This window comes from Kitasatospora sp. NPDC088742 (assembly GCF_055584905.1).
The window spans coordinates 1-25,619 of record NZ_JBVJLD010000064.1 but is presented as its reverse complement, the minus strand read 5'-3'; the positions used below and the strand labels follow the sequence as shown (position 1 = coordinate 25,619).

The 25,619-nt window shown below is 72.9% G+C and carries 23 protein-coding genes; 15 read left to right on the top strand and 8 right to left on the bottom strand.

Going from position 1 to position 25,619, the window contains the following annotated elements; all coding sequences use genetic code 11:
• Positions 1-11 precede the first annotated feature (11 nt).
• The 3 genes from ACZ6ZR_RS34435 to ACZ6ZR_RS34425 all read right to left on the bottom strand — a co-directional run bounded on the left by ACZ6ZR_RS34435 (position 12) and on the right by ACZ6ZR_RS34425 (position 4,219).
• A complete protein-coding gene (locus ACZ6ZR_RS34435; protein WP_465649242.1) occupies positions 12-1,409 on the bottom strand; it encodes a metallopeptidase TldD-related protein in 1,398 nt (465 codons plus the stop codon).
• Positions 1,409-2,962: a TldD/PmbA family protein gene (locus tag ACZ6ZR_RS34430; RefSeq protein ID WP_465649240.1), complete on the bottom strand. Its 1,554-nt coding sequence runs from the start codon at positions 2,960-2,962 to the stop codon at positions 1,409-1,411. Before ACZ6ZR_RS34430 ends, ACZ6ZR_RS34435 begins: the two co-directional genes overlap by 1 nt.
• A gap of 126 nt (positions 2,963-3,088) precedes the next feature.
• Positions 3,089-4,219, bottom strand: a complete 1,131-nt coding sequence (locus ACZ6ZR_RS34425) for an MBL fold metallo-hydrolase (protein ID WP_465649238.1) — start codon at positions 4,217-4,219, stop codon at positions 3,089-3,091.
• Positions 4,220-4,594: 375 nt separating this feature from the next.
• Between ACZ6ZR_RS34425 and fabG the strand changes: the two genes are divergently transcribed.
• On the top strand, positions 4,595-5,314 hold the full coding sequence (gene fabG, locus ACZ6ZR_RS34420) for a 3-oxoacyl-[acyl-carrier-protein] reductase (protein ID WP_465649236.1): 720 nt from the start codon (positions 4,595-4,597) through the stop codon (positions 5,312-5,314).
• A 2-nt stretch (positions 5,315-5,316) separates the two neighbouring features.
• Positions 5,317-6,087: an enoyl-ACP reductase FabI gene (gene fabI, locus ACZ6ZR_RS34415; protein WP_465649234.1), complete on the top strand. Its 771-nt coding sequence runs from the start codon at positions 5,317-5,319 to the stop codon at positions 6,085-6,087.
• A 196-nt stretch (positions 6,088-6,283) separates the two neighbouring features.
• Here the strand turns inward: fabI and ACZ6ZR_RS34410 are convergent, their stop codons facing one another.
• On the bottom strand, positions 6,284-6,952 hold the full coding sequence (locus ACZ6ZR_RS34410) for a FadR/GntR family transcriptional regulator (protein ID WP_465649232.1): 669 nt from the start codon (positions 6,950-6,952) through the stop codon (positions 6,284-6,286).
• Positions 6,953-7,037: 85 nt separating this feature from the next.
• On the opposite strand from ACZ6ZR_RS34410, the gene ACZ6ZR_RS34405 reads away from it, so the two are divergent.
• From ACZ6ZR_RS34405 to ACZ6ZR_RS34395, 3 genes are all read left to right on the top strand, one after another.
• Positions 7,038-8,315: an MFS transporter gene (locus ACZ6ZR_RS34405; RefSeq protein ID WP_465649230.1), complete on the top strand. Its 1,278-nt coding sequence runs from the start codon at positions 7,038-7,040 to the stop codon at positions 8,313-8,315.
• A gap of 47 nt (positions 8,316-8,362) precedes the next feature.
• Positions 8,363-8,485, top strand: coding sequence for an SGM_5486 family transporter-associated protein (locus ACZ6ZR_RS34400; protein WP_465649228.1), 123 nt, complete (start codon positions 8,363-8,365; stop codon positions 8,483-8,485).
• Between the two features lie 73 nt (positions 8,486-8,558).
• Positions 8,559-9,089: a SixA phosphatase family protein gene (locus ACZ6ZR_RS34395; protein WP_465649226.1), complete on the top strand. Its 531-nt coding sequence runs from the start codon at positions 8,559-8,561 to the stop codon at positions 9,087-9,089.
• Between the two features lie 55 nt (positions 9,090-9,144).
• On the opposite strand, the gene serB is transcribed toward ACZ6ZR_RS34395, so the two are convergent.
• Positions 9,145-10,392: a phosphoserine phosphatase SerB gene (gene serB / locus ACZ6ZR_RS34390; RefSeq protein WP_465649224.1), complete on the bottom strand. Its 1,248-nt coding sequence runs from the start codon at positions 10,390-10,392 to the stop codon at positions 9,145-9,147.
• 173 nt (positions 10,393-10,565) lie between these two features.
• Here serB and ACZ6ZR_RS34385 point away from each other — a divergent pair, with 173 nt between their 5' ends.
• The 3 genes from ACZ6ZR_RS34385 (at position 10,566) to ACZ6ZR_RS34375 (ending at position 14,830) form a co-directional block, all read left to right on the top strand.
• A complete protein-coding gene (locus ACZ6ZR_RS34385) occupies positions 10,566-12,944 on the top strand; it encodes an ATP-binding cassette domain-containing protein (protein WP_465649222.1) in 2,379 nt (792 codons plus the stop codon).
• 94 nt (positions 12,945-13,038) lie between these two features.
• Positions 13,039-14,190: a GAF domain-containing sensor histidine kinase gene (locus ACZ6ZR_RS34380; RefSeq protein WP_465649220.1), complete on the top strand. Its 1,152-nt coding sequence runs from the start codon at positions 13,039-13,041 to the stop codon at positions 14,188-14,190.
• On the top strand, positions 14,183-14,830 hold the full coding sequence (locus ACZ6ZR_RS34375) for a response regulator (protein WP_465649218.1): 648 nt from the start codon (positions 14,183-14,185) through the stop codon (positions 14,828-14,830). The genes ACZ6ZR_RS34380 and ACZ6ZR_RS34375 overlap by 8 nt, the downstream gene beginning before the upstream one ends.
• A gap of 7 nt (positions 14,831-14,837) precedes the next feature.
• Here the strand turns inward: ACZ6ZR_RS34375 and ACZ6ZR_RS34370 are convergent, their stop codons facing one another.
• Complete coding sequence (locus tag ACZ6ZR_RS34370; protein WP_465649216.1) at positions 14,838-16,595, bottom strand: right-handed parallel beta-helix repeat-containing protein; 1,758 nt, start codon at positions 16,593-16,595, stop codon at positions 14,838-14,840.
• Between the two features lie 96 nt (positions 16,596-16,691).
• Positions 16,692-17,504: a hypothetical protein gene (locus ACZ6ZR_RS34365; protein WP_465649214.1), complete on the bottom strand. Its 813-nt coding sequence runs from the start codon at positions 17,502-17,504 to the stop codon at positions 16,692-16,694.
• A 123-nt stretch (positions 17,505-17,627) separates the two neighbouring features.
• On the opposite strand from ACZ6ZR_RS34365, the gene ACZ6ZR_RS34360 reads away from it, so the two are divergent.
• The 6 genes from ACZ6ZR_RS34360 (at position 17,628) to ACZ6ZR_RS34335 (ending at position 23,118) form a co-directional block, all read left to right on the top strand.
• Positions 17,628-18,419, top strand: coding sequence for an ABC transporter ATP-binding protein (locus tag ACZ6ZR_RS34360; RefSeq protein WP_465649212.1), 792 nt, complete (start codon positions 17,628-17,630; stop codon positions 18,417-18,419).
• 133 nt (positions 18,420-18,552) lie between these two features.
• On the top strand, positions 18,553-18,975 hold the full coding sequence (locus ACZ6ZR_RS34355; protein WP_465649210.1) for an NfeD family protein: 423 nt from the start codon (positions 18,553-18,555) through the stop codon (positions 18,973-18,975).
• Positions 18,976-18,985: 10 nt separating this feature from the next.
• A complete protein-coding gene (locus ACZ6ZR_RS34350) occupies positions 18,986-20,011 on the top strand; it encodes an SPFH domain-containing protein (protein ID WP_465649208.1) in 1,026 nt (341 codons plus the stop codon).
• 175 nt (positions 20,012-20,186) lie between these two features.
• Positions 20,187-20,948 (top strand): sulfite exporter TauE/SafE family protein, encoded by a 762-nt coding sequence (locus ACZ6ZR_RS34345; protein ID WP_465649206.1) that lies wholly within the window; start codon positions 20,187-20,189, stop codon positions 20,946-20,948.
• A 35-nt stretch (positions 20,949-20,983) separates the two neighbouring features.
• Positions 20,984-21,280 (top strand): 4a-hydroxytetrahydrobiopterin dehydratase, encoded by a 297-nt coding sequence (locus ACZ6ZR_RS34340; RefSeq protein WP_465649204.1) that lies wholly within the window; start codon positions 20,984-20,986, stop codon positions 21,278-21,280.
• 110 nt (positions 21,281-21,390) lie between these two features.
• Entirely contained in the window at positions 21,391-23,118 is a 1,728-nt protein-coding gene (locus ACZ6ZR_RS34335; protein WP_465649202.1) for an outer membrane protein assembly factor BamB family protein, read from the top strand.
• Positions 23,119-23,246: 128 nt separating this feature from the next.
• On the opposite strand, the gene ACZ6ZR_RS34330 is transcribed toward ACZ6ZR_RS34335, so the two are convergent.
• Positions 23,247-23,768: an HNH endonuclease gene (locus ACZ6ZR_RS34330; RefSeq protein ID WP_465649200.1), complete on the bottom strand. Its 522-nt coding sequence runs from the start codon at positions 23,766-23,768 to the stop codon at positions 23,247-23,249.
• A gap of 264 nt (positions 23,769-24,032) precedes the next feature.
• Here ACZ6ZR_RS34330 and tyrS point away from each other — a divergent pair, with 264 nt between their 5' ends.
• Entirely contained in the window at positions 24,033-25,298 is a 1,266-nt protein-coding gene (gene tyrS, locus ACZ6ZR_RS34325) for a tyrosine--tRNA ligase (protein ID WP_465649198.1), read from the top strand.
• The last annotated feature ends 321 nt before the right edge of the window (positions 25,299-25,619 follow it).

Genomic DNA, 25,619 nt, shown 5'->3' with positions numbered 1-25,619 from the left:
CCTACATCTCCTCAGCTCGCCTGGCTGACCGAGCTCATGTTGAAGTCCGGCACCCGGACCGGCGGCATGGCCGCCCGGGTGAACCAGTCGCCCCACTCGCGGGGAAGGCAGGGCTCGGTCTTGCCCGCCTCGGTGATGCGGCCCAGCAGGTCCACGGGGGACTCGTTGAAGCGGAAGTTGTTCACCGCGCCGACGACCTCGCCGTTCTCCACCAGGTAGACGCCGTCCCGGGTCAGACCGGTGAGCAGCAGGGTGGCGGGGTCGACCTCGCGGATGTACCAGAGGCAGGTCAGCAGGAGGCCGCGCTCGGTCCGGGCGATCATCTCGTCCAGGGTCGGGGCGGCGTCCTGGTCGGCCGTCTCCAGCACCAGGTTGTCGACGGCCGGGGTGAGCGGCAGGCCGGTCAGGCCGCTGGTGTGACGGGAGGTCAGCAGGTTGGCCAGCTCCCCGTCCTTGATCCAGTCGGTGGGGGGCAGCGGCTGGCCGTTGTCGAAGACCGAGCTGTCGCCGTCGGAGGAGCGCGTCAGCACGAACGGTGCCGCCTCCAGGCCCGGCTGGGCCGGGTCCGAACGGAGCGTCAGCGGCAGCGGGGCGAGCCGCTCGCCGAGCCGGGTCTGCCCGCCGGCCTTGGAGAAGACCGTCCGGCCCTCGGCCGCGTCCCGGCCGCCGGAGGACCAGCTCAGGTAGACCATCAGGTCGGCCACGGCAGCGGGCGGCAGCAGCGTCTCGTACCGGCCGGCCGGGAGGTCGATCTTCTTGCGGCCCCAGCCGAGCCGCTTGGTGGCCTCGGCGTGCATCGCGGCCACGTCCACGTCGGTGAAGTCCCGGGTGGCGGCGCCGACCCAGGCGGAGGCCGACAGGTCCTCGGTCTTGGCGTTCAGCTCGACCGTGCCGGTGGGCTGGTCGTGGCGCAGCCGGAGGCCGGTGGAGGTGCCCAGGTAGCTGGAGACCACCTCGTGGCGGGCGAAGCCGTAGAGCAGCTGGCCCTCCTTCCGGGCCCGGGCGAAGGCCTCGCCGAGCGCCGGGGCGAAGGCGGCGAAGACCTCGACGGAGGTCTCGGCCGGGGCCGCGGTGAAGTCGGCGGACGGCTCGCGGCCGGGCAGCAGCGGCTGCGCGTCCTCGGCCGGGCCGGCCTCGCGGGCGGCGGCCTCGGCGGCGCGCACCAGCGCCTCCACCTCGTCCAGGGTGACGGCCTCGGCGGCCACCACGCCGGAGGCGGTGCCCTCGGCACCGTCCACGGTGGCGATCACGGTGAGGCGGCGGCCCCGGGTGACCCCGTTGGTGGTCAGGGCGTTGCCGGCCCAGCGGAGGTTGGCGGTGGTCTCCTCGTCGGCGATGACGACGCAGCCGTCGGCCTGCGAGAGCCCGAGCGCGCGCTCGACCAGTTCGTGCGGGTGGACGATGGGCATCAGTGACCCGCCTCCTGCTGGGTGTTGAGCACGTTGACGCCGCGGAAGAGCGCGGACGGGCAGCCGTGGCTGACGGCGGCGACCTGGCCCGGCTGGGCCTTGCCGCAGTTGAAGGCACCGCCGAGCACGTAGGTCTCGGGGCCGCCGACGGCGCTCATCGAGCCCCAGAAGTCGGTGGTGGTGGCCTGGTAGGCGAAGTCCTTGACCTGGCCCGCGAGTTCGCCGTTGCGGATGGCGAAGGCGCGCTGGCCGGTGAACTGGAAGTTGTACCGCTGCATGTCGATCGACCAGGACCGGTCGCCGACGATGTACAGGCCGTTCTCCACCTGGGAGATCAGGCCCGCGGTGTCGGGGCCGCCGGCCACCGGCTGGAGCGAGACGTTGGCCATCCGCTGCACCGGCACGTGGCCGGGGGAGTCGGCGAAGGCGCAGCCGTTGGAGCGGCCCAGGCCCTTCTGCTTCGCCATCGCGCGGTCCAGCTGGTACCCCGTCAGGACGCCGTCCTTGACCAGGTCCCAGGACTGGGTGGCCACGCCCTCGTCGTCGTAGCCGATGGTGGAGAGGCCGTGCTCGGCGGTGCGGTCACCGGTGACGTGCATCAGCTCGGAGCCGTACTTCAGCGAGCCCAGCTTGTCGAAGGTGGCGAAGGAGGTGCCCGCGTAGGCGGCCTCGTAGCCCAGCGCGCGGTCCAGCTCGGTGGCGTGGCCGATCGACTCGTGGATGGTCAGCCAGAGGTTGGACGGATCGATCACCAGGTCCAGGTGGCCGGCCGTGACGCTCGGGGCCTTCATCTTCTCGGCCAGCAGGCCCGGCAGCTCCGCCAGTTCGGCGTTCCAGTCCCAGCCGGTGCCGAGCAGGTACTCCCAGCCCCGGCCGGCCGGCGGCGCGATCGAGCGCATCGAGTCGAAGGCGCCGGTGCGCTCGTCGACCGAGGTGGCCTCCACCGTCGGGTGCAGCCGGATCCGCTGCTGGGTGGTGACGGTGCCCGCGGTGTCCGCGTAGAACTTGTTCTCCTGCACCGTCAGCAGGCTCGCCGAGACGTGCGAGACGCCGTCGGCCGCCAGCAGGCGGTTGCTCCACTCGGCCAGCAGCGCGGTCTTCTCCGCGTCCGGCACCTCGAAGGGGTTCACCTCGTACGAGGAGACCCAGGTGACGTCCGCGTGCACCGGCTCCTCGGCCAGCTCCACCAGGTCGGTGCCGCCGGCCGCCCGGCTGATGCCGCCGGACAGCTTCGCCACCGCGACGGCCTGCTCGGCCACCCGCTGCGCCGCCTCCGGGGTCAGGTCCACCCCGGCGGCGAAGCCCCAGGCGCCGTCCAGCAGCACCCGGACGGCGAAGCCCAGCTGCACCGTGTCGGAGGAGCCGGAGGGGCGGGCGTCACGCAGCCGCCAGGAAGCGGAGCGGACCCGCTCCAGGCGGAAGTCGGCGTGCGAGACGCCGAGCTGCTTCGCCCGGCTCAGCGCGGCGTCCGCGAGGGTGCGCAGCGGATAGGCGAGGAACAGCGGGTCGACGGCGCGGCCTGGAGTGTGGCCGGCGCTGGGCGTCGGGGGCATCGGGCTCCCTGGGTCGGGGGACGAACGGAGGGTAGGGGTGCCCCGCTCACGGGGCACCCCTACCGCATCATGGACCGCCCAGGGTTCCGGGGCCAGCAGATTAACGACGGGTCAGCCGACGGGCCGTCAGGCCACCGTCTCCCACCAGCCGTCCAGCTCCGGCGGGCTGTCCACGTCCACCCGCTGGCCCGGGCGCGGCACCGCGACCGGCACCGCGTGCTCCTTGGCCGCCACCAGCAGCCGCTCCACCGGCTCGGCCCACGGGTGCAGGCCCAGGCGGAAGGTGCACCAGTGCACCGGCACCAGCAGCCCGCCGCGCAGCTCGCGGTGGGCCAGCACCGCGTCCTCCGGGGTCATGTGGATGTCGGCCCAGGCCGCGTCGTACGCGCCGATCTGCACCAGGGCCGCGTCGAACGGGCCGTGCTGCTCGCCGATCCTCGCGTAGCCCTCGAAGTAGCCGGAGTCCCCCGTGTAGTAGACCTTCCTGGTCGGCCCGGCGATCACCCAGGAGCCCCAGAGGGTGGTGTTCCGGGTGGTGCCGCGGCCGGAGAAGTGGTGCGCGGAGGTGAGGGTGACGGTCAGGTCCCCCAGGGTGCAGGTCTCGTCCCAGTCCAGCTCGATGATCCGGTGCTCCGGGACGCCCCAGCTGCGCAGGTGGCCGCCGATGCCCAACGGCACGGCGAACGGCGCGGACTGGCTCTTCGTCAGCCGCTGGACGGTCGGCATGTCCAGGTGGTCGTAGTGGTCGTGCGAGATCAGCACCACGTCCACCGGCGGGAGGTCCTCCAGCTCCACCGGCACCGGGTGCAGCCGCTTCGGGCCGACGTGCTGGGACGGCGAGCAGCGGTCGCTCCAGATCGGGTCCAGCAGCACCCGGCTGCCCTCGATCTCCACCAGCGCCGAGGCGTGGCCGAACCAGGTCAGCCGCACGCCCTCGGTCACGTCCTGGTGCGGGCCGCCGTCGAAGCGGGACAGCGGCACCGGGCCGGTCGGCAGGCCGTCGCGCTCGAACAGCATCCGGCGCAGCGTGCCCGTGTCGGCCGGCGAGCCCACCGAGGGGCGGGCCAGCTCGGACGGGGCGTTGTGGAAGACGCCGTCCCGGTACTGCGGGGAGTTCCGCACCCGCGGGTCGGCCGGGTCGGGCCGGCGGCCGAAGGCGACGGGCACCTCGCGGAAGGTCCAGGCGGCGGCCCCGGCCGCGGCGGTCAGGGCGGCCAGCAGCAGAGTCTTCCGGCTGCCCGATCGTTCCTTGCTCATCCGGTTCTACGCTCTCTCGGTCCGTGGCGACGGGCCGGCCGACGGCGGCCCACGTGGCCAACGGCGGCGACCGGGCCCGTTGTTCCCGCTCCGGGCCGCTCTCCGCCGTATTGGCGGTTCCGCTGAGACCCGGGTGGCCGCGCGGTCGCGGAACGTCAGGACCGGGCGGCCCGGCATGTCCACGCATTGTCGGAAGGCGACAGTTCGGGCCGGGTGGACCTGTGGGAGACCGATTCGCCCCTGGCCGGAAATGACCGATAGCGTCACACTGCGTACGCGCGCACCGCGTCGCGCACCGCGTACCGCCGCGGCCCATCGGCCACCCCACGTGCCGATCCGGAGCCGCCCGGTCAACCAAGGAGAAGAGGTGTGTCCGTGAGCCGCTCGGTTCTCGTCACCGGAGGTAACCGGGGCATCGGTCTTGCCATCGCCCTGGCCTTCGCCGAGGGGGGTGACAAGGTCGCGATCACCAGCCGCTCGGGCGAGCTGCCCGAGGAGCTGGCCAAGTTCGAGGCGATCGCCGTCCGCTGCGACATCAACGACGCCGCGCAGGTGGACGCCGCCTTCACCGAGGTCGAGGCCGCCCACGGCCCCGTCGAGGTGCTGGTCGCCAATGCCGGCATCACCAAGGACACCCTGCTGCTGCGGATGTCGGAGGAGGACTTCACCTCCGTCCTGGACACCAACCTCACCGGCACCTTCCGGGTGGTCAAGCGCGCATCCGCCAAGATGCTGCGCGCCCGCAAGGGCCGGGTCGTGCTGATCTCCTCGGTGGTCGGGCTGACCGGCTCGCCGGGCCAGGCCAACTACGCCGCCTCCAAGGCCGGCCTGGTCGGCTTCGCCCGCTCCCTGGCCCGCGAGCTCGGCTCCCGCAACATCACCGTCAACGTGGTCGCCCCCGGCTTCGTCGACACCGACATGACCGCGGTGCTCAGCGAGGAGCGCCGCAAGGAGATCGTCGCGGGCGTGCCGCTGGGCCGCTACGCCGCCCCCGCCGAGATCGCCTCTACCGTGCGCTTCCTCTCCTCCGAAGAGGCCGCGTACATCACCGGAGCCGTCATTCCCGTCGACGGCGGATTGGGCATGGGTCACTGAACATGAGTGGAATCCTCGAGGGCAAGCGCATCCTCATCACGGGTGTGCTGATGGAGTCCTCCATCGCCTTCCACACCGCGAAGCTGGCCCAGGAGCAGGGCGCGGAGATCATCCTCACCGCGTTCCCCCGCCCCAGCCTCACCGAGCGCATCGCCAAGAAGCTGCCGAAGCCGGTCACCGTCCTGCCGCTCGACGTCTCCAGCGAGGAGGAGCTGGCCGGCATCGCCGACAAGGTCCGCGAGGCCGGTCTGCCGACCCTGGACGGCGTCGTCCACTCCATCGGCTTCGCCCCGCAGGACGCCCTCGGCGGCAACTTCCTGCACACCCCGTGGGAGTCCGTGGCCACCGCCATGCACGTCTCCGCGTTCTCGCTGAAGTCCCTCACCACGGCGCTGCTCCCGCTCATGCAGGACGGCGGCGCGGTGGTCGGCCTCACCTTCGACGCGCAGTTCGCCTGGCCGCAGTACGACTGGATGGGCCCCGCGAAGGCCGCCCTCGAGGCCACCAGCCGCTACCTCGCCCGGGACCTCGGCCCGCGCAACATCCGCTGCAACCTGGTCTCGGCCGGCCCGCTCGGCTCGATGGCCGCCAAGTCCATCCCCGGCTTCAGCGACCTCGCCGCCGTCTGGGACACCCGCTCCCCCCTCAAGTGGGACCTCGCCGACCCCGAGCCGGCCGGCCGCGGCGTCGTCGCCCTCCTCTCCGACTGGTTCCCCAAGACCACCGGCGAGATCGTCCACGTCGACGGCGGCCTCCACGCCATCGGCGCCTGACGGTAGGCACCGCTGCGCGGCTCCGCCGCGTGGGCGCGAGCCGAGTGCACCTGGCTCAGCCAGAACAGGGGCGCGAGGAACTGCGCGAATCGGGAGAAGCGAAGCTCAGCTCCTTCCGCCGCGCGCAGTTCCTCGCGCCCCTTGGCTCGTACGTGGTTGCCCTCGCGCGAACCGTCGTCGAGCAGGTGGTTGCCCGTCAGGTGTCGCTGCAGACGCCGATCGCCCGCCCCGCCTCGACCGAGGCCTTCGCCGCGTCGCGGTCCCGCACCGCCTCCAGGATCCCGTCGTGGCTGACGTACCGTTCGGCGATCAGCTCCGGACCGACGTCGTGCCGCAGGTGAGCCCGCGTCACCTCGCCGAGGTCCGCGTACACCGCCGCCAGCACGTCGTTGTGGGCGGCGGCCACCACCGCCTGGTGGAACGCGGCGTCGGCCTGCACGAAGTCCTCCGTCTCCCCGGAGCGCCACGCCACCTCCCGCCGCTCCAGCGCGATCCCGATCAGCTCCAGGTCCCGGTCGGTGCGCCGCACGGCGGCCAGCCCCGCCGCCGAGGTCTCCAGCACCGCCCGCAGTTCCGCCACCTGCTGCTGATCCGCGTCCGCGAAGCGACGGTGCATCACCCCGGCGAGCTCACTCGTCGCGAGCACGTACGTCCCCGAGCCCTGCCGGATGTCCAGCAGCCCGTTGTGGGCCAGCGCCCGGACGGCCTCGCGGACCGTGTTCCGGGCGACCCCCAACTGCTCCACCAGTGCCGCTTCGGTCGGGATGCGTGACCCGACCGGCCACTCGCCGGAGGTGATCTGGGCCCGGAGCTGGGCGATCACCTGGTCGGAGAGCGGGGTGCGGCGGGTGGTCGACAGCGCCATCGGACTCCCTGTCAGTTTCTGTGGGTGGACCCGATCAGGATACCGGGGTGCCCAAAATTCATCCCATCATTCTATGATGGGGCGCATGCCGACCGCCAAGACCACCGCCGCCGAGACCGCCACCCCGGTCGCACGCACCCCCGAGCGCTCCTCCGAACGCCGCCCCGCCGCCCACCGACTCGGCTGGCTGCTCGCCCTCGCCGTCGCGGTCGCCGCGCTCAACCTCCGCCCGGTGGTCACCAGCCTCGGCCCGATGCTCAAGCAGGTCACGGAGGACCTGCACATGAGCGGCACGGTGGCCGGTCTGCTCACCGCCGTCCCCTCCCTCTGCTTCGCCGCCTTCGGCCTGGCCGCCCCCGCGCTGGCCCGCCGGGTCGGCCCGGTCGTCGTGGTCACGGCCGGGCTCGGCGCCATCGCGCTCGGCGTGCTGGCCCGCTCATTCGCCGGCGGTACGGCGGTCTTCCTCCTCCTCACCGCCGTCGCCCTGGCCGGCGTCGCGGTGGCCAACGTGCTGATCCCGGTGGTGATCAAGCGTTACTTCCCGGACCAGGTCGGCCCGATGATCGGCCTCTACTCGATGGCGCTCTCGGTCGGCACCGCGGCCGCCGCCGCCCTCACCGTCCCGATGACCACCGCCCTCGGCGGCAGCTGGCGCGAGGGCCTCGGGGTCTGGGGTCTGCTCGCGGTCGCCGCGCTGCTGCTCTGGCTGGTCACCCTGCTGCTCCGCCGCGACACCCGCCGCTCGGCCGCGGCCGCCCCCGCCACCTCCCCGGCCGCCGGCAAGCTCCCGATCACCCGTAGCCGCACCGCCTGGGCGCTCGGCGCCTTCTTCGGCCTCCAAGCCACCAGCGCGTACGCCACCATGGGCTGGCTGCCCACCATCTACAAGGACGCCGGGGTCTCGGACGGCAGCGCGGGCGTGCTGCTCGCCCTGGTGATGGTGATCAGCGTGCCGGCCTCCTTCGTCCTCCCCAACCTGGCCACCCGGCGCGGCGAGCAGGGCCTCTTCGTGGTGGTCCTGGGCCTGTGCGGCATCGCCGGTTTCACCGGCCTCGCCCTCGCCGCGGGCACCGTCCCCTGGCTCTGGGCGGTCCTGGTCGGCCTCTCGATGTGCGCCTTCCCGCTCGCCCTCACCATGATCGGCCTGCGCGCCCGCACCCCCGGCGGCGTCACCCAGCTCTCCGCCTTCGCCCAGAGCCTCGGCTACCTGATCTCCATCCCGGGCCCGATCCTGGTCGGCTCGATCTACCAGAGCACCGGCCAGTGGTACCTGCCGCTCGGCTTCCTCGCCCTGCTGCTGGTCCCGCAGATGGCCTTCGGCATCCGGGCCGGCAAGGCCCGCCACGTCGAGGACGAGGGCTGACCACCCCGGTCTCCGGCCCGGCCGTAAACGGATGCGAGACTCCTCCCATGCCCGTCCTCGAACCGAACCCCCCGAACGGCCAGAAGAAGCTCCTCCAGCTCCTCGGCCTGATCGCCGGCCTGGTGGTCCTGATCTCGATCCTCGCCGTCGTCGCCAACAACATGGGCTGACGCCGCCACCCCAAGGGGTGGCGGGCACCGGGAGCGCCGCGCCCGACCGGGGGTTTTCTGGAAAGCTCTGGGTATGAGCGCCGACACCCTCCGAAGGATCATCGTTCTCCGCCACGCCAAGGCCGACTGGCCCAACGGCGTGGACGACCACGAGCGGCCGCTGGCCGACCGGGGCCGTCACCAGGCTCCGGAAGCCGGCCGCTGGCTGACCGACTCCGGCATCAATCCCGACTACGTGCTCTGCTCCACCGCCCTGCGCACCCGGGAGACCTGGAAGCTCGCCGCCCACGAGCTCCCCAAGCGTCCCCGCAAGACGGTCTACGAGGACCGGATCTACGAGGCCAGCCCCGGCGAGATCATCGCGGTCCTCCAGGAGACCCCGGACGACCACCACGACCTGATCCTGGTCGGCCACAACCCGGGCGTCCTCGGCCTCACCCAGATCCTCGCCGGCGACCAGGGCGACCCCGACGCCCTCACCCGCCTCTCCCACGGCGGCTTCCCCACCGCCGCCATCGCCGTCCTCTCCTTCACCACCCCCTGGAAGACCGTCGAACCCGGCATCGCCACCCTCGACACCTTCCACACCCCCCACGAGGACTGACGCCACGTCAGAGGCCCCGACCGGAACCACGGTCGGGGCCTCTGACGTCGGGCGCTCAGTCCTCGTGGGGGGTGCCGTCGAGGGCGTCGGCGGCCTCGACCTCTTCGCGGGTGATGCCGAGGAGGTAGAGGACGGTGTCGAGGAAGGGGACGTTGACCGCCGTGTCGGCGGCTTCGCGGACGACGGGCTTGGCGTTGAAGGCGACGCCGAGGCCGGCCGCGTTGAGCATGTCGAGGTCGTTGGCGCCGTCGCCGATGGCGACGGTCTGCTCCAGGGGGACGCGGGCCTGTTCGGCGAAGCGGGCGAGCCAGCGAGCCTTGCCGGCGCGGTCGACGATCTCGCCGGTGACCCGGCCGGTGAACTTGCCGTCGACCACCTCGAGGGTGTTGGCGGCGGCGTAGTCGAGGCCGAGCTGCTCGACCAGGTGGTCGGTGACCTGGGTGAAGCCGCCGGAGACGATGGCGACCTGGAAGCCGAGGCGGCGCAGGGTGCGGACCAAGGTGCGGGCGCCCGGCGTGAAGCGGACCTCGGAGCGGACCTTCTCGGTGACGGCGGCGTCGAGGCCGGCCAGCAGGGCGACCCGGGCGCGCAGCGACTCGGCGAAGTCGAGTTCGCCCGCCATCGCGGCGGCGGTGACGGCCGCGACCTCCTCCTCGCAGCCGGCGTGCGCGGCGAAGAGCTCGATCACCTCGTCCTGGATCAGGGTGGAGTCCACGTCCATCACGACAAGCCGCTTGGCACGGCGCTGCAATCCGGCCCGCACCACGGCGATGTCGACCCGCTGGGCGGCGGCCTCGGTGACCAGGACGGAGCGCAGCTCCTCCGTCGGCACGCCGGAGACGGCCAGTTCGACGGCGGTGACGGGGTACTTGGCGAGGCGGAAGACGCGGTCGATGTTGCCGCCGGCGTCGGTGATCCGGCCGGTGAGGGCGGCGGTGGCGGCCGCGGTGAGCGGGTGGCCGAGCACGGTGACGTGGGAGCGGCCCTCACGGCGCGGGGCGTTGTCGCCGGTGCCGGAGATGATCTCGGCCTGGAGCTTGAGCTCCTCGGCCCAGCGGTGCACGGTCGCGCGCAGCGCGCCCTCGGCCCCGGGGCCGCCCTCGGGGGTGGCGATCAGGGCGCAGAGGGTGATCCGCCCCCGGGTGACCATCTGCTCGATGTCGATCACGTCGACGCCGAACGCGCCGAGCGTGGAGAACAGTCCGGAGGTGATGCCGGGACGGTCCTTGCCGAAGACCTTGACCAGCAAGGTGCGCTCATCGTCGTACGACCGGGGCAGCGGGGGGAGGGGCGCAGCGTTCATGGTGCCTCCCACGCTACCGAACGGCCGGACCGTGCCCGCAACGGCGTCCGCCCTCTGGACCAACGGGCGGACGAACGGTGGGCGAACAGTGACCGGCTGACAGTGCCCGTCCGGGGGTACTGGAAAGATGGCGCCCCGTCAGGGGTCGGGACCAGCGGGGGGAAGAGCGGGACGTGGCACAGCTCGAAGTGGTGGTCGGCGGGCGGAGGGTGCGCCTCGATGCGGCGCGGACGTACTCGGTGGGCCGCGACCCGGCGGCCGATCTGCGGATCGACGACGCCCGGGTCTCCTGGCGGCACGCCACCATCGGCCACCAGGGCGGCGGCTGGCACCTCACCGACGAGGGCTCGACCAACGGCACCTTCCACCGGGACGAGCGCACCGCGCGGATCCCGCTCCAGCCGGGCACCGAGCTCCGCCTGGGCAGCGCGGCCAGTGGTCCGGTGCTGAGCTTCGCGGCCCCGCCGGTGCCCTGGCACGCGGCCGTCACCGAGCGCGGCGAGGCACCCAGGCCGGCCTTCCCGGCGGCCGCCTTCGCGGGCCAGGAGCCCCCGACGGTGGTGCGCAGCCTGTCCGCGTACACCCGCACCATCCGCCTCGGTCGGGCGCTGGACAACGACGTGGTGCTGACTGACCTGCTGGTCTCCCGCCACCACGCCGAGCTGCGTCAACTTCCGTACGGCGAATGGGAGGTGGTCGACCTCGGGGCGAACAACGGGGTCTACCTGAACGGCCTGCCGGTGCAGCGCGCCCGGGTCGGCGAGCAGGACCGCCTCACCGTCGGCCGCTCCAGCTTCGCCCTGGTCGGCGGCCAGCTCCAGGAGTACGTGGACGACGGCGCGGTGACCTTCTCGGCCCGTCACCTCACCGTCGAGGTGGAGCACAAGGGGAGCCGCCGCACCCTGCTGGACGACGTCGGCTTCACCGTGCCGGAGAAGTCGCTGGTCGCGGTGGTCGGCCCGTCCGGCTCCGGCAAGTCCACCCTGCTGCGCGCGCTCACCGGCTACCGCCCGGCCGACGCCGGCCAGGTGCTGTACGACGGGCGCGACCTCTACCGGCAGTTCGCCGAACTCCGGGCCCGGATCGGCCTGGTGCCGCAGTCGGAGATCCTGCACCGCGAGCTGACGGTGCGCGCCGCCCTGCGCTACGCCGCCGAACTGCGCTTCCCCGGGGACACCGAGGCGGCCGAGCGGGAGCGCCGGATCGAGGAGGTGCTGTACGAGCTGCGCCTGGACCAGCGGGCCGACCAGCGGATCAGTGCGCTCTCCGGCGGGCAGCAGAAGCGGGTGAGCGTCGCCCTGGAGCTGCTCACCAAACCCTCCCTGATCTTCCTGGACGAGCCGACCTCCGGCCTGGACCCGGGCATGGACCGCGAGGTGATGCAGACCCTGCGCACCCTGGCCGACGACGGCCGCACCGTCCTGGTGGTCACCCACTCGGTGGCCGAACTCGGGCTCTGCGACCGGGTGTTGGTGCTCGCCCCGGGAGGTTCGGTGGCCTACTTCGGGCCGCCCGCCGAGGCGCTGTACTTCTTCGGCTACCCGAGCTGGGCGGACGTCTTCCAAGCCTTCGAGAACCACCCCGGCCACGACTGGGCCGGCCGCTACCGGGGCTCCCCGCACCACAAGGAGTACTCGGCCGACTCGATCGCCACCCCGCTGCCCGCCCTCCCCGTACGGCGCGGCAGCGCCGCCCCGCCCCGCCCGCGCAGCTGGGGCGCCCAGCTCTGGACCCTGGTCCGCCGCTACCTGACCGTGCTCGGCACCGACCGCGGTTTCCTGGCGCTCTCCCTGCTGCTGCCGCTGGTGCTCGGCGGGGTGAGCGCGGTGATCCCGGACCCCTGCGGCCTGATCGCCTGCGAGGGCACCGGCCCGAAGGCGGTGAACGGCGGCGCCCGGATGATCCTGCTGGTGCTGGCGGTCGGCGCCTGCCTGGCCGGGGCGGCCAACTCCGTCCGCGAGCTGATCAAGGAACGGCCGGTCTACGAACGGGAACGGGCCACCGGCCTGTCCAGATCCGCCTACCTGGCCTCCAAGGTGGTGGTGCTCGGCGCCGTCAGCCTGCTGCAGGGCGGGCTGATCTCGGCGATCGGCTTCGGGGCGCGCGAACTCCCGTCCGAGGGGCTGCTGCTGACGGGTGCTCCGGGGGTGGAGCTGGGCATCGGGGTGACCCTGCTCGGCTTCGTCTCGATGATGGTCGGCCTGGTCATCTCCGCCCTGGTGCGCACCAGCGAGAAGACCATGCCGCTGCTGGTGATGTTCGCGATCGTCCAACTGGTCTTCACCGGCGCGGTGTTCCGGCTCTACGACGAGCCCGGCCTGGAGCAGTTCGCCTGGCTGATGCCGGCCCGCTGGGGCGTCGCGTCCGGCGCCACCACGCTGGACCTGGGCCGGATCTCGCCGACCGCCCCCGAACCGGACGGCCTCTGGGCCCACGAGGGCGGGCAGCTGGTGCTGAACTGGCTGGTGCTGGTGGTCTTCGCGGTCCTGCTCGGCCTGCTGCTGGCCCGGCTCCAGCGCCGCCACGAGCCCGAGGTGATGCAGCGCGGCTGAGGACCTGCGGAGGTACCCGCCACCAGGACCGGGACCATGGACCTAGACCCGATGCCTCATGCCCGGCCCCGGGCCCCGGCGGTAGCGTGGCCCCATGCCGGAACCGTGTGACCAGCCCGCCTGCGACCCCAACCTCAGCGGCATCGAGGCCGTCAGCAGCGCCGTGCTGGCGATGAGCCGCCACCTGGAGGTGCGCGAGGTGCTGCGGCGGATCACCGCCGAGGCCCGCGCCCTGCTGGGCGCCGAGTACGCCGCGCTCGGCGTGCCGGACGACCACGGCGGCTTCGCCCAGTTCGTGGTGGACGGCGTCAGCGACGAGCAGTGGAAGGCGATCGGCCCGCTGCCCCGTCAGCACGGCGTGCTCGCCGCCATGCTCCACCGGATGGAGCCGACCAGGCTGGCGGACGTCCGGCACGCCCCCGACTTCGAGGGCTGGCCGAGCGCCCACCCGGACATGAAGGACTTCCTCGGCGTCCCGATCGTGGACGGCACCGAGATCCTCGGCGCCGTCTTCCTGGCCAACAAGGAGGGCGGCTTCACCGCCCACGACGAGGAACTGCTGCGCATCCTGGCCGCCCACGCCGCCATCGCCCTCGGCAACGCCCGCCTCTACGAGCGCAGCCGCGAGCTCACCCTGGCCGGCGAGCGGGCCAGGATCGCCCACGACCTGCACGACGCCGTCTCGCAGAAGCTGTTCTCGCTGCGCCTGACCGCCAAGGCCGCCGCCAAGCTGGTCGACCGCGACCCGGACCGGGCCCGCGCCGAACTGGCCGAGGTGGCCCGCCTCGCCGCCGAGGCCGCCGACGAACTGCGCACCGTGGTGGTCGAGTTGCGCCCCGCCGCGCTGGACGAGGACGGCCTGGTGCCGACCCTGGCCTCCCAGGTCCAGGTCCTCGACCGGGCCCACACCGCCTCCGTCCGCTTCACCGCCGACGGCGTCCGTGCCCTGCCCCCGGCCCAGGAGGCCGCGGTGCTCCGGGTGGCCCAGGAGGCGCTGCACAACGCGCTGCGCCACTCCGGCGCGGGGAAGGTCGAGGTCACCCTGACCGGCACCGCCTCGCGCGGCGCCCGCCTGCGGGTGGCCGACGACGGCCACGGCTTCGACCCGGACGCCGTCCGCCGGGCCGGCCGCCACCTCGGCCTGGTCTCCATGCGGGACCGGGCGGCGGCCGTCGGCGGCGCGCTGTCGCTGGAATCCGCCCCCGGCCGGGGCACCGTCATCGAGCTGGAGGTCCCCGGTGCCTGACACCACGTCACCGATCCGCGTGCTGCTGGTGGACGACCACCAGGTGGTCCGACGGGGCCTGCGCACCTTCCTGGAGGTGCAGGACGACATCGAGGTGGTCGGGGAGGCCGCCGACGGCGCCGAGGGCGTGGAGCGGATCCTCGCCCTCGCCCCCGACGTCGTCCTGATGGACCTCAAGATGCCGAAGGTGGACGGCATCGAGGCGCTGAAGCTGCTCCGCGAGGGCGGCTCGGAGGCCAAGGTGCTGATCGTCACCAGCTTCACCGAGCAGCGCACCATGGTGCCCGCCCTGCGCGCCGGCGCCTGCGGCTACGTCTACAAGGACGTCGACCCGGAGGCCCTGGCCGGAGCGATCCGTTCGGTGCACGCCGGCCACGTCCTGCTCCAGCCGGAGCTGGCCACCGCCCTGCTCTCCGACGACACCCCGCGCGCCCCGCAGGGCCGCGGCGGCAGCCTCACCGACCGCGAGCGCGAGGTGCTCTCGCACATCGCCGACGGCCGCTCCAACCGCGAGATCGCCCGGGCGCTCCACCTCTCCGAGAAGACCGTGAAGACCCATGTGAGCAACATCCTGATGAAGCTCGACCTGGCCGACCGCACCCAGGCCGCCCTCTGGGCGGTCCGCAACGCGGCGACCTGACGAGGCCTCAGGCGGGCTCGACCACCATCCAGGCCACCACGGAGGTGTCCCCGGCCGTCCCCCGAACCCCGAAGGACACACCGGCGATCCGGGCCGAGACGTACGCCACCCCCGGGGTCGCGCTGCTCCCGGCCACCGACTGCGCGGTCAGGAAGACCCGGCTCTTCGCCGTCACGGCGGTGGTGGCCACCGTCACCTCGGCCGTCCCGTTCAGCGTGAGCGTGCCCATCCGGGCGCTGCTCCCGCCCTCGCTCACCCGCAGGCCCTGGCCCAGGCTCAGGGCCTGGTCGGTGCGGAGCACCCCGGGCCCGGAGCGCTGGAGCACGGTGTCGGCCGCCGCGGTGCCGTCGCTCCACTCCATCCGGCCGGAGACGCCCAGCGCGAAGCGGGTCCTGGCCTCCCCGGCCACGGCGGACTTGAGCACGTTGCTCGCGGCGGTGCCGGTCTGCAGCCGGACCAGCGGCTGGTTCACGTTGGAGCCGCTGTTGTCGAGCGCCAGCGCCGTCCGGTCGTCCTGGGCCACCGCGACCCCGTACGCGGCGGTGGCGCCCCAGCGGTTGCGGTCCGCCGTCACCGGCGCGGAGGTCGGGCCGGTGGCCAGCCCGAGGCCCGGGTCCAGGCGCAGCAGCCCGTTCCCGCCGCCGTCCAGCACCGGGGCCTCGGTGGCCTGGAGGTAGCCGCCGGAGACGGAGACGAAGGAGGAGGCCGTCACCGACAGGCCGTACTGCGGGGTGGAGGCGTTGCCGCCGCCGTCGTCGGTGCCGGGGAAGACCGCGAGGCCGTTGACCACCAGCGGCAGGGTGGTCCCGAGCGCCTGGAACCCGGCGTACCCGCCGCCCCCGCTCCCGCCGTTGCGGCCGTCCCGACGGAGCATCAGGCCGTTGAACACCAGCGGCCCGGTGCCGGTGGCGTTCACCAGCACGCCGCTGTACGCGTTGCGGTCGGTGGAGAGGTTGGTGGCCGAGCTGCCGCCCGCGCCGTTGCCCGTGGTCCAGCCACCGGTGAACTCGAAGCCGTGGTGGCCGTTCCACTCCGCCCGGCAGCTGACGAAGTGTGAGTTGGCGGCGTTGTTGACGTAGAAGCCGCTCTTGCCGCAGCCGATCGCCTCCAGGTCGATCCAGGTGCAGTCGGTCATCGAGAGGTTGAAGCCGAAGCCGCCGCAGGCGTCGGCCACCACCCGGGTGCCGCGCCAGCTGTAGGCGATGCCGGAGGAGTTGTAGGAGGCGGTGACGCCGTTGCCGCCGACCTTGAAGACCGCCACGTCCTGGAGCACCACGCCGTGCACGTAGCCGACGGCCCGGATGCCGGCCACGGTGTTCCCGGCCGGCAGCCGGGAGCCGTCCACCGTCAGCTCGGTCAGCCGCTGCTCGTTGCTCACCAGCGGGTAGCCGCCGGTTGCCTGGTCGACGAAGCGGATCACCGCGTCGCCGGCGAACGAGGCCAGCGGCCGGACCGAGCAGGCCAGCAGGTCCAGGTGGGTGCCGTGGCTGCCGCGCAGCGTGACGCCGGGCGGCACCACCAGCGGGGCCGAGGTGGCGTACACCCCGGCCGGCAGGTGCACCACGCCGCCGACGGGGCAGGCGGCCAGCGCCCGGTTGACCGCGTCGGTGTCGTCCGTGGTGCCGTCGCCCACCGCGCCGTAGGGCGCGGCGGTCACGTCGATCCAGGGAGTGGTGGTGGCCGCGGCGGCCGGCGTGGCCGAGGCCAGGCCGGCCGCACCGGCCCCGGCCGCCGCGAACAGGAGACTGCGTCGAGTGGCGTGCATGGAACGATTCCCCCACGAGTGATCGGTGATCCGGCGGGGGAGTCTGCCATGCCGACCTGACGGGGTGTCGGCCGCCTGCCGATCGTCCGGGCGGGGTCAGTCCCGATCGTCCACCAGGGCGTTGTACGCCGCCGCCTTGGCCCGTCGCGTGGTGCGGCCCAGGGGGGCCAGCACCTCCCGCCGGGAGGCCATCTCGGAGGCGGAGACCGCCGCGCCGTCGCCGTGCCCGAGGGCGATCCAGAGCAGCGCGGAGATCTGCCGGGCCGACTCCAGCACCCGTACCGCCCGGGGCGGGTAGCCCGGCGCGAGCAGCTCGGTGTGGCCCCGGCGGCGCCACTGGTCCAGCGCCCGCAGCGCCTGCGGACCGGCACCGGCCACGTCCAGCTTGGTGAGCATCAGGGTGGTCTCGCGCAGCCCGTCGGCCAGCTCCCGCTCCGCCTCGTGCAGTGACGGCACGTCAGCCGGCGGCCCGTCGTTGACCGCGGAGCAGCGCCAGAGCACCCGGACACCCTGGTCACCGGCGGGTCCGTACACCTCCACCTCGGGGACGAAGCCGATCGGCAGGCCGACCGCGAGCACCGCCTCGCCGGCCACCATCGCGGCGTCGTTGAAGCCGGCCGGGCCGGTCAGCCCGAGCGGGTGCCCGGAGACCGGCAGGGCCAGCCGCAGCCCGGTCGCGCCGAGCACCCTCAGCCGCCCCAGCGCCCAGGTGAGCCCGTGCAGTTCGCCCTCGGCGTCACCCGGCAGCCCGGCCACCCGGTGGCCGTCGTCGGCCCCGGCCACGGCGGTGGCCGCGTGGTCGGGCGAGGTGTGGCCGGTCAGCAGCGCATTGCCCCACGCCGCCAGGCGTCCGGAGCGCGGCTCTTCGTACGGATTGTCGGCCGGATTGTCGGCGGCAAAGGCAGGCATCCGGCCAGCCTACGGAAAGTACGGCCATCTGCGTGGCGTAGGTTTGGACAGCAATCCCGAGGGCCCGGCGCCCGGGGCCCTCGGACACCGCCGAATATTTCTTGCTTTGGGGAAGGCGTAGGCATGAGCGACGTGCTGGAACTGGTGGACGTATCCGTGGTCCGGGAGGGGCGCGCGCTGGTCGACCAGGTCTCCTGGTCGATCTCCGAGGGCGAGCGCTGGGTCATCCTCGGCCCGAACGGGGCGGGCAAGACCACTCTCCTCCAGGTCGCCTCCACCTACCTGCACCCCACCACCGGCAAGGCCGCCGTGCTCGGCGAGAAGCTCGGCGAGGTCGACGTCTTCGAGCTGCGCGCCCGGATCGGCCTGGCCTCCGCCTCGCTGCTGGACAAGCTCCCCGCCCAGCAGACCGTGCTGCAGACCGTGCTCACCGCCGCCTACGGCATGACCGCCACCTGGAACGAGGAGTACGAGAACACCGACTCGTACCGCGCCCTGGCGCTGCTCGACCGGCTCGGCATGTCGGCCTACGTCGACCGCAAGTTCGGCACCCTCTCCGAGGGCGAGCGCAAGCGCACCATGATCGCCCGCGCCCTGATGACCGACCCCGAGCTGCTGCTGCTCGACGAGCCGGCCGCCGGCCTGGACCTCGGCGGCCGCGAGGACCTGATCCGCCGTCTCGGCGCGCTGGCCCAGGACGAGTTCGCCCCGGCGATGGCGATGGTCACCCACCACGTGGAGGAGATCGTCCCCGGCTTCACCCACGTCCTGATGATCCGTCAGGGCAAGGTGCTCACCGCCGGCCCGATCGACACCGAGCTGACGGCCCGAAACCTCTCGCTCTGCTTCGGCCTGCCGCTGACCCTGGAGCGCCACGGCGACCGCTGGGCAGCCCAGGGCCTCCCGCTCGGCTGAACGGCGCTGTACGCCGCGCTGAACGCGCGGAACGAGGACTGAACCTGGGCCGGTCGCACACGCGGCCGGTTTCCGCCCGTCCACCTGCGGGAACTTTCCGCCGGGAGAGACCTCACCTCCCTAGGATGGACTCGTGGACAGCTGGATCTGGTGGCTCCTGGCCTCCGTCGGACTCTGCATACCGCTGGTGCTCACCGCCATGCCGGAGATCGCCATGTTCGCCATCGGCGCCGGGGTGGCCGCCGGGGCGGCGGCGCTCGGTGTCGGCCTGACCGGGCAGGTGCTGATCTTCGTCGGGGCCTCGGCCGCCCAGCTGGTGTTCGTCCGGCCGATCGTGCGGCGCCAGTTGAAGAAGGGGCCGCAGATCCGGACGGGCATCGAGGCGCTCACCGGGGCCACCGCCATCGTGCAGGAGCAGGTCGACGGGCAGGGAGGGCGGATCAAGCTGAACGGCGAGATCTGGTCGGCCCGTGCTCTGAACCCCGGCAGTGTCTACGAGCCGGGACAGCAGGTCGACGTCGTCGAAATCCAGGGCGCCACCGCCCTGGTCGTCTAGGGGAGAACGCGTGGAACCCGTCCTGATCGTCCTGATCGTCCTGGTCGTGGTGGCCTTCATCGCACTGATCAAGACGATCCAGGTGATCCCGCAGGCCAGCGCAGCGATCGTGGAGCGGTTCGGCCGCTACACCCGCACGCTGAACGCGGGTCTGAACATCGTCGTCCCGTTCATCGACCGCGTCCGGAACCGGATCGACCTGCGCGAGCAGGTCGTCCCCTTCCCGCCGCAGCCGGTGATCACCCAGGACAACCTGGTGGTGAACATCGACACGGTGATCTACTACCAGGTCACCGACGCCCGGGCCGCCACCTACGAGGTGGCCAGCTACATCCAGGCGATCGAGCAGCTCACCGTCACCACGCTGCGCAACATCATCGGCTCGATGGACCTGGAGTCCACCCTGACGTCCCGTGAGGTGATCAACGCAGGGCTGCGCGGCGTCCTCGACGAGGCCACCGGCAAGTGGGGCATCCGGGTCAACCGGGTCGAGCTCAAGGCGATCGAGCCGCCCACCTCCATCCAGGACTCGATGGAGAAGCAGATGCGCGCCGACCGCGACAAGCGCGCCGCGATCCTCACTGCCGAGGGCGCGCGGCAGGCCGCCATCCTCCGCGCCGAGGGTGACAAGCAGGCCGAGGTGCTCAAGGCCGAGGGTGAGGCGCAGGCCGCCGTGCTCCGCGCCGACGGTGAGGCCGCCGCGATCCGGACCGTCTTCGAGGCGATCCACGACGGCGACGCCGACCAGAAGCTGCTCGCCTACCAGTACCTGCAGACCCTGCCCGAGCTGGCCAAGGGCGACTCCAACAAGCTCTGGATCATCCCGAGCGAGGTCGGCGACGCGCTCAAGGGCCTCGGCGGCGCCTTCACCGGCCTCACCGGCGGAGCCGCCCCCGCCGCGGCGCCCACCCAGGTCCCGGTCGACCGCCCGTCCGTCCCGCCGGCCGCCGGCCCCCGCCCGGTCGACACCGAGAAGGGCGCCGCCCGCCCCCGGGTGGAGCCCAGCCGCGAGTACCCCACGCTCGACCCCGAGTAGGCCGCACCGCCTTCCGGACAGGCCCGCCCCCGCACCGGGGGCGGGCCTGTTCGCGTACCGGACGCCCCTATCCGCCGGGCCCCGCCCTGATGCATGATCAGCGGACCAATCGTCCGGACGTCCGGCTGCGAGCACCCTCGAGGGGCCGTGGACCGGACCAGGGAGGGGAACACGCATGACGCTCTGGGAGGACCTCGCGGTCCTGCTCGCCGGGGTCGCCGCCGGAACCATCAACACCGTGGTCGGCTCCGGCACCCTGATCACCTTCCCGGTGCTGCTCGCCTTCGGCGTGCCACCGGTCACCGCCAACGTCTCCAACACCATCGGCCTGGTCCCCGGCAGCCTCAGCGGCGCCATCGGCTACCGGGACGAACTCAAGGGCACCGCGCCCCAGCTGCTCCGCCTGGGCGCCGCCTCACTGCTCGGCGGCCTGCTCGGCGCCTGGCTGCTGATCGAACTCCCCGGCTCCGCGTTCGACGCCATCGTGCCGGTGCTCATCCTGCTCGCCCTGGTGCTGGTCGTGATCCAGCCACGGGTCGCCCGCGCGATGGCCGCCCGCACCCGCGAGGGCGGCGAGCCGCGCGGCATCGGCCCGGTCCTGCTGACCGGCGTCTTCCTGGCCGGGATCTACGGCGGCTACTTCGGCGCCGCCCAGGGCGTGCTGCTGATCGCCCTGCTCGGCATGCTGCTCCAGGACCCGATGCAGAAGCTCAACGGCATCAAGAACGTGCTCGCCATGGTCGTCAACGGCGTGGCCGCGGTCTTCTTCCTCTTCACCTCCGAGATCGACTGGCTGGTGGTCGGCCTGATCGCGGTCGGCTCCGCCGCCGGCGGCCAGATCGGCGCCAAGGTCGGCCGCCGCCTCTCCCCGCTCGCCCTGCGCTGCCTGATCGTGGCCGTCGGCCTGGTCGCCGTGACCCGGATGCTCCTCACCTGAGCACCACGGCGGGCCGCCGCGCATAGCCTGACGGCATGACAGACCGCACCCCGCTGACCGAGGCTCAGATCACCGAGGGCCTGGCCGCCCTCCCGGAGTGGACCCGGGAGGGCGGCAGCATCGTCCGCACCGCCGAGACCGCGAGCTTCCCCACCGCCATCGCCGTGGTGGACCGGGTCGCCGTGGACGCCGAGGCGCTCGACCACCACCCCGACATCGACATCCGCTGGCGCACCCTGCGGTTCGTCCTCTCCACCCACAGCGCGGGCGGCCTCACCGCCCTCGACCTCACCATGGCCGCCCGCATCGACCAGGCGCTGCGCGCCCTCTGACACCCCGTCGCACGCCGCCAGGATGCCCGAAAAGCGCCGGTTCCGGGCGGGATGCCCCCGAGGGCGTGAGAAGCTGGCCCCCGCACCACGCACTCGGACGGACGGATCGCATGGCCCAGGACTACCCCGGCCCCGCCGGGCCGGACCCGGTCGGCTACGACTACCAGCCGGGCTGGTACCCGACCCAGGAGCAGCCGCAGTACCAGCCGCAGGAGCAGTACGCGGGGCAGCAGTACTACGACCCCTCGCCGTACGCCCCGACGGACTACCAGGAACCGCAGGCCGCACCGGCCTTCGCGCCCCCGCCCCTGCCCGAGCCCGCGCCGGACGTGTCCGCCGCCGAGGCCGCCGTGGCCCCGGCCGTCGCCCTGCCCGCCCAGGGACGCCGCGCGGCCCGCGCCGCCGCCAAGGGCTCGTCTGCCAAGGGCTCCTCGGGGAAGGCCGCTGCCAAGTCCCCCGCCAAGGCCTCCGGCGGCTCACCGGTCGACCGCGTCAAGGACCTGGTCGGCTCCGCCCTCTCCGGCGAGCACGCCCCCGGCAAGCGTGCCCTGGCGATCCGCACCGGCGCCGGCGTCGCCGCCCTCCTCGTCCTGGTCGCCGCCGCGCTGACGGTCACCGGCGACCAGGACGAGGAGACCGCCGCGGCTGGCCCCGCCGCCGCCCCCAAGACCTTCAGCGTGGCGCACGCCAAGACCTGGACCGCCCAGCCCGCCACCCCTCCGGCCGCCGGGGCGGACGACACCCTGCTCGGCAGCTGGATCACCGCCGACGCCGTGGTCCGCGCCGACTCCACCGGCGTGCACGCGTACGCCCTCGCGGACGGCAGGCCCACCTGGACGGCCACCCCGCCCGCCGACGGCGCCGTCCCCTGCGGCCTCTCACCCACCGTCAACTCCGAGGGCCTGGGCGCCGCCCTGTTCCGCACCTCCGCCGACCCGAAGAGCCCCTGCACCCTGCTCGCCGCCGTCGACACCAAGACCGGCAAGAACGCCTGGACCAAGCCCGTCTCGGACGCCAAGGAGAACTACACCGCCCACGCCGCGGTGCTGGCCGACCGGATCGTGGTGGTCGGCGACGACCGCGCCGCCGCCTGGGCCGCCGCCGACGGCAAGGACCTCTGGGCATACGCCGGGCAGGGCCAGTACTGCACCCTGAGCGGCACCGCGGCCGGCAACCGGGTGCTGCTCCACAGCACCTGCGCCGACAGCAACCCCAACGACCAGGCCGTCGCGCTCAACGCCGCCGACGGCAAGGTGCACTGGTGGCGCGGCCTCAACAACCAGCCCAAGACCGTCACCGTGCTCTCCGCCGAACCGGCCGTCGTGCTCACCACCGGCGGCGCCCCCGCCGACGACCGGATCTTCGCCTGGGGCGACAGCGGCGACCCGGCCACCGAGATCCCGCTCAGCACCGACGGCGGCCGCCTGGAGGCCACCCGGGGCGCGCTCTCCGCCACCCCCTCGGTCTTCTTCCACGAGCAGACCCTGGCCACCACCCTCACCCCCGGGAACGGCGGACAGCCGGTGGCGGTCGCCTACGACCTCACCACCGGCAAGCAGAAGTGGAAGACCCCGGTCAGCGAGAAGGGCAAGACCGCCCCGGTCGGCCTCGCCGACGGGGCCCTGCTGCTGGCCACCGACGAACGCATCGACCAGCCCGCCCACCTCAGCCGCTACCCCCTGACCGACGGCCGGGCGGCCGCCGGCGGCGGCTTCGCCCAGGGCACCGGCTCCCTGCTCACCTCGGGCCGACTGCTGACGGGCGGTGGCAAGGTCGTGGCGGTGCCTGAGCACTCCACCAACTTCGGCCTCGCCACCGCCTTCCAGGCCAAGGGCTGAGCCCCTGACCCCGTGCCGGGAGCCGACGGCCCGTCAGCTCCCGACCTCACTGGCGGTCCGACCTGTCCCCCGACCGGGTCGGCCCACCAGGGCTCTGTGTGTCACTCTCACCGTCGCTCCGGCCGCCCTCAAGCGACCGCCATCGCGGCCGCCGGCAGCCACGGGGCCAGCTCTGCCATGTCGGAGCCGCGCAGCCCGAGCGCCAGCATCAGCGTGGCCTCCGGAGTCGGCTCGAACGGCTGCCGCAGCAGCCGCATCCCCGCCTGCTCCGGCGTCCGGTCCGCCTTGCGCTGGTTGTCCTCCGCGCAGGCCGCGACGGTGTTCAGCCAGGAGTCGGCCCCGCCCCGCGACTTCGGCTGCAGGTGGTCCACCGTGGTGGCCCGCCGCCCGCAGTACGCGCAGAGGAACTGGTCCCTCGCCAGCACCCCCCGCCGCGACCACGGGGCCCGTTGTCGGAACGGCACCCGTACGTACCGTTGGAGCCTGATCACCCGGGGCACCGGTACGGACAGCCCCGAACCGCGCACCATGCCCAGCGGATGGGCGTGCTCCACCACCGCCTTGTCCTGCAGTACCAGCACCACGGCACGCTTGAGCGACACCGTCGTCAGCGGTTCGTAGCTCGCGTTCAGCACCAGCGTGTTGCGCACCTCGGGCCACCTTCCTGCGGACCGTGCCCGACGGCACGCCCGTCCAGAACCTGTCCGCCGGTCGGCGGTACTCCACTCTGAACGTCCGCCCCTGCCGCGAACAACGGAATTTCCGCGCCCCGGCGTCCGGCCGTCCGGACGGAGCGGAAACCCGCTGGCCCGGACCGCGTAGGCTCTTGCACGCTGGAACCGTCCCCCCCGCCGGGCCCGACCGAACGGACCCGAGCACGCGGCGGGGCGCCCGACCGAAGGAGAAGCGTGACCGTGACGGACATCGTCGACGAGCTGCGGTGGCGAGGGCTGATCGCCCTTTCGACCGACGAGGACGCACTGCGCAAGGCGTTCGCGGACGGCCCGGTCACGTTCTATTGCGGCTTCGACCCGACGGCCCCCAGCCTGCACCTCGGCAACCTGGTCCAGATCCTGACCATGCGTCGCATCCAGCAGGCCGGCAACCTCCCGCTCGGTCTGGTCGGCGGCGCCACCGGCCTGATCGGCGACCCCAAGCCCAATGCCGAGCGGGTCCTCAACGACCCCGAGACGGTGGCCGCCTGGGTCGAGCGTTTGCGTGGCCAGATCTCGAAGTTCCTCGACTTCGAGGGCGAGTTCGCCGCCCGCATGGTCAACAACCTGGACTGGACCTCGGGCATCTCGGCCATCGGCCTGCTGCGCGACATCGGCAAGTACTTCCGGGTCAACAACATGATCGCCAAGGAGGCCGTCGCCCGACGGCTCAACTCCGAGGCAGGCATCTCCTACACCGAGTTCAGCTACCAGGTCCTCCAAGGCATGGACTTCCTGGAGCTCAACCGCCGCTACGACTGCACCCTGCAGACCGGCGGCAGCGACCAGTGGGGCAACCTCACCGCCGGCACCGACCTGATCCGCAAGGCCGAGGGCAAGTCCGCCCACGCCCTGGCGACCCCGCTGATCGTCAAGGCCGACGGCACGAAGTTCGGCAAGACCGAGTCCGGCACCATCTGGCTGGACCCGGAGCTGACCACCCCCTACGCCTTCTACCAGTTCTGGCTGAACGCGGACGACCGGGACGTGGCCAACTTCCTGCGCATCTTCTCCTTCCGTTCGAAGGAGGAGGTCGAGGAGCTGGAGCGGGAGACCGCCGAGCGCCCGCAGGCCCGCCTCGCCCAGCGCGCCCTGGCCGAGGAGCTCACCACCCTGGTCCACGGCGCCGAGCAGTACGAGCGCGCGGTCGCCGCCTCCAAGGCCCTCTTCGGCCAGGGCGCCCTGGCCGACCTGGACCCCGCCACCCTGGCGGCGGCCCTGGCCGAGGTCCCCAAGGCCACGGTCCCCGAGCTGCTCCCGATCGTCGACCTCCTGGTCGAGTCCGGCCTGGCCCCCAGCCGCTCCGGCGCCCGACGCACCATCAAGGAGGGCGGCGCCTACCTCAACAACGAGAAGGTGGCCGACGAGGAGGCCGCCCCGGCCACCTCCGACCTCCTCCACGGCCGCTGGCTCGTCCTGCGCCGCGGCAAGCGCAACATCGCGGCCATCGAGGTCGCACCGCAGTAACGACGACTGGCCGAAACCGCACGGCGGTTGAACAGCCAGTACGCCACCGAGGGGCCGGATCCAGCCAGATCCGGCCCCTCGTGTTTGACGCGGACGATGCGGTGCCCTAACGTAGTCCGAGTTGCCCCGAGGGCCGAGCGGAAACTCCCGAATCGAATTCGAGAGCGGAAAAGCGGCCAGAAAAACTCTGCTAGAGTTCGGGAGCGCCGAAAGGCGAAAAGCGAAGTCGGAAAGCGAAACTCCGGTAAAACGGAGCGGAAAGCATCTGATAAGCTTGAAACACGAAAGAACGAAGCGCCCGGAGGGCCCGCTGGAAGGCGG

Excerpts from the sequence above, each read along its gene's own strand:
- ACZ6ZR_RS34435 (WP_465649242.1), bottom strand. The coding sequence starts at position 1,409 with ATGCCCATCGTCCACCCGCACGAACTGGTCGAGCGCGCGCTCGGGCTC.
- ACZ6ZR_RS34430 (WP_465649240.1), bottom strand. The coding sequence starts at position 2,962 with ATGCCCCCGACGCCCAGCGCCGGCCACACTCCAGGCCGCGCCGTCGAC.
- ACZ6ZR_RS34425 (WP_465649238.1), bottom strand. The coding sequence starts at position 4,219 with ATGAGCAAGGAACGATCGGGCAGCCGGAAGACTCTGCTGCTGGCCGCC.
- fabI (WP_465649234.1), top strand. The coding sequence starts at position 5,317 with ATGAGTGGAATCCTCGAGGGCAAGCGCATCCTCATCACGGGTGTGCTG.
- ACZ6ZR_RS34410 (WP_465649232.1), bottom strand. The coding sequence starts at position 6,952 with ATGGCGCTGTCGACCACCCGCCGCACCCCGCTCTCCGACCAGGTGATC.
- ACZ6ZR_RS34405 (WP_465649230.1), top strand. The coding sequence starts at position 7,038 with ATGCCGACCGCCAAGACCACCGCCGCCGAGACCGCCACCCCGGTCGCA.
- ACZ6ZR_RS34400 (WP_465649228.1), top strand. The coding sequence starts at position 8,363 with ATGCCCGTCCTCGAACCGAACCCCCCGAACGGCCAGAAGAAGCTCCTC.
- ACZ6ZR_RS34395 (WP_465649226.1), top strand. The coding sequence starts at position 8,559 with ATGAGCGCCGACACCCTCCGAAGGATCATCGTTCTCCGCCACGCCAAG.
- serB (WP_465649224.1), bottom strand. The coding sequence starts at position 10,392 with ATGAACGCTGCGCCCCTCCCCCCGCTGCCCCGGTCGTACGACGATGAG.
- ACZ6ZR_RS34380 (WP_465649220.1), top strand. The coding sequence starts at position 13,039 with ATGCCGGAACCGTGTGACCAGCCCGCCTGCGACCCCAACCTCAGCGGC.
- ACZ6ZR_RS34370 (WP_465649216.1), bottom strand. The coding sequence starts at position 16,595 with ATGCACGCCACTCGACGCAGTCTCCTGTTCGCGGCGGCCGGGGCCGGT.
- ACZ6ZR_RS34365 (WP_465649214.1), bottom strand. The coding sequence starts at position 17,504 with ATGCCTGCCTTTGCCGCCGACAATCCGGCCGACAATCCGTACGAAGAG.
- ACZ6ZR_RS34360 (WP_465649212.1), top strand. The coding sequence starts at position 17,628 with ATGAGCGACGTGCTGGAACTGGTGGACGTATCCGTGGTCCGGGAGGGG.
- ACZ6ZR_RS34345 (WP_465649206.1), top strand. The coding sequence starts at position 20,187 with ATGACGCTCTGGGAGGACCTCGCGGTCCTGCTCGCCGGGGTCGCCGCC.
- ACZ6ZR_RS34340 (WP_465649204.1), top strand. The coding sequence starts at position 20,984 with ATGACAGACCGCACCCCGCTGACCGAGGCTCAGATCACCGAGGGCCTG.
- ACZ6ZR_RS34335 (WP_465649202.1), top strand. The coding sequence starts at position 21,391 with ATGGCCCAGGACTACCCCGGCCCCGCCGGGCCGGACCCGGTCGGCTAC.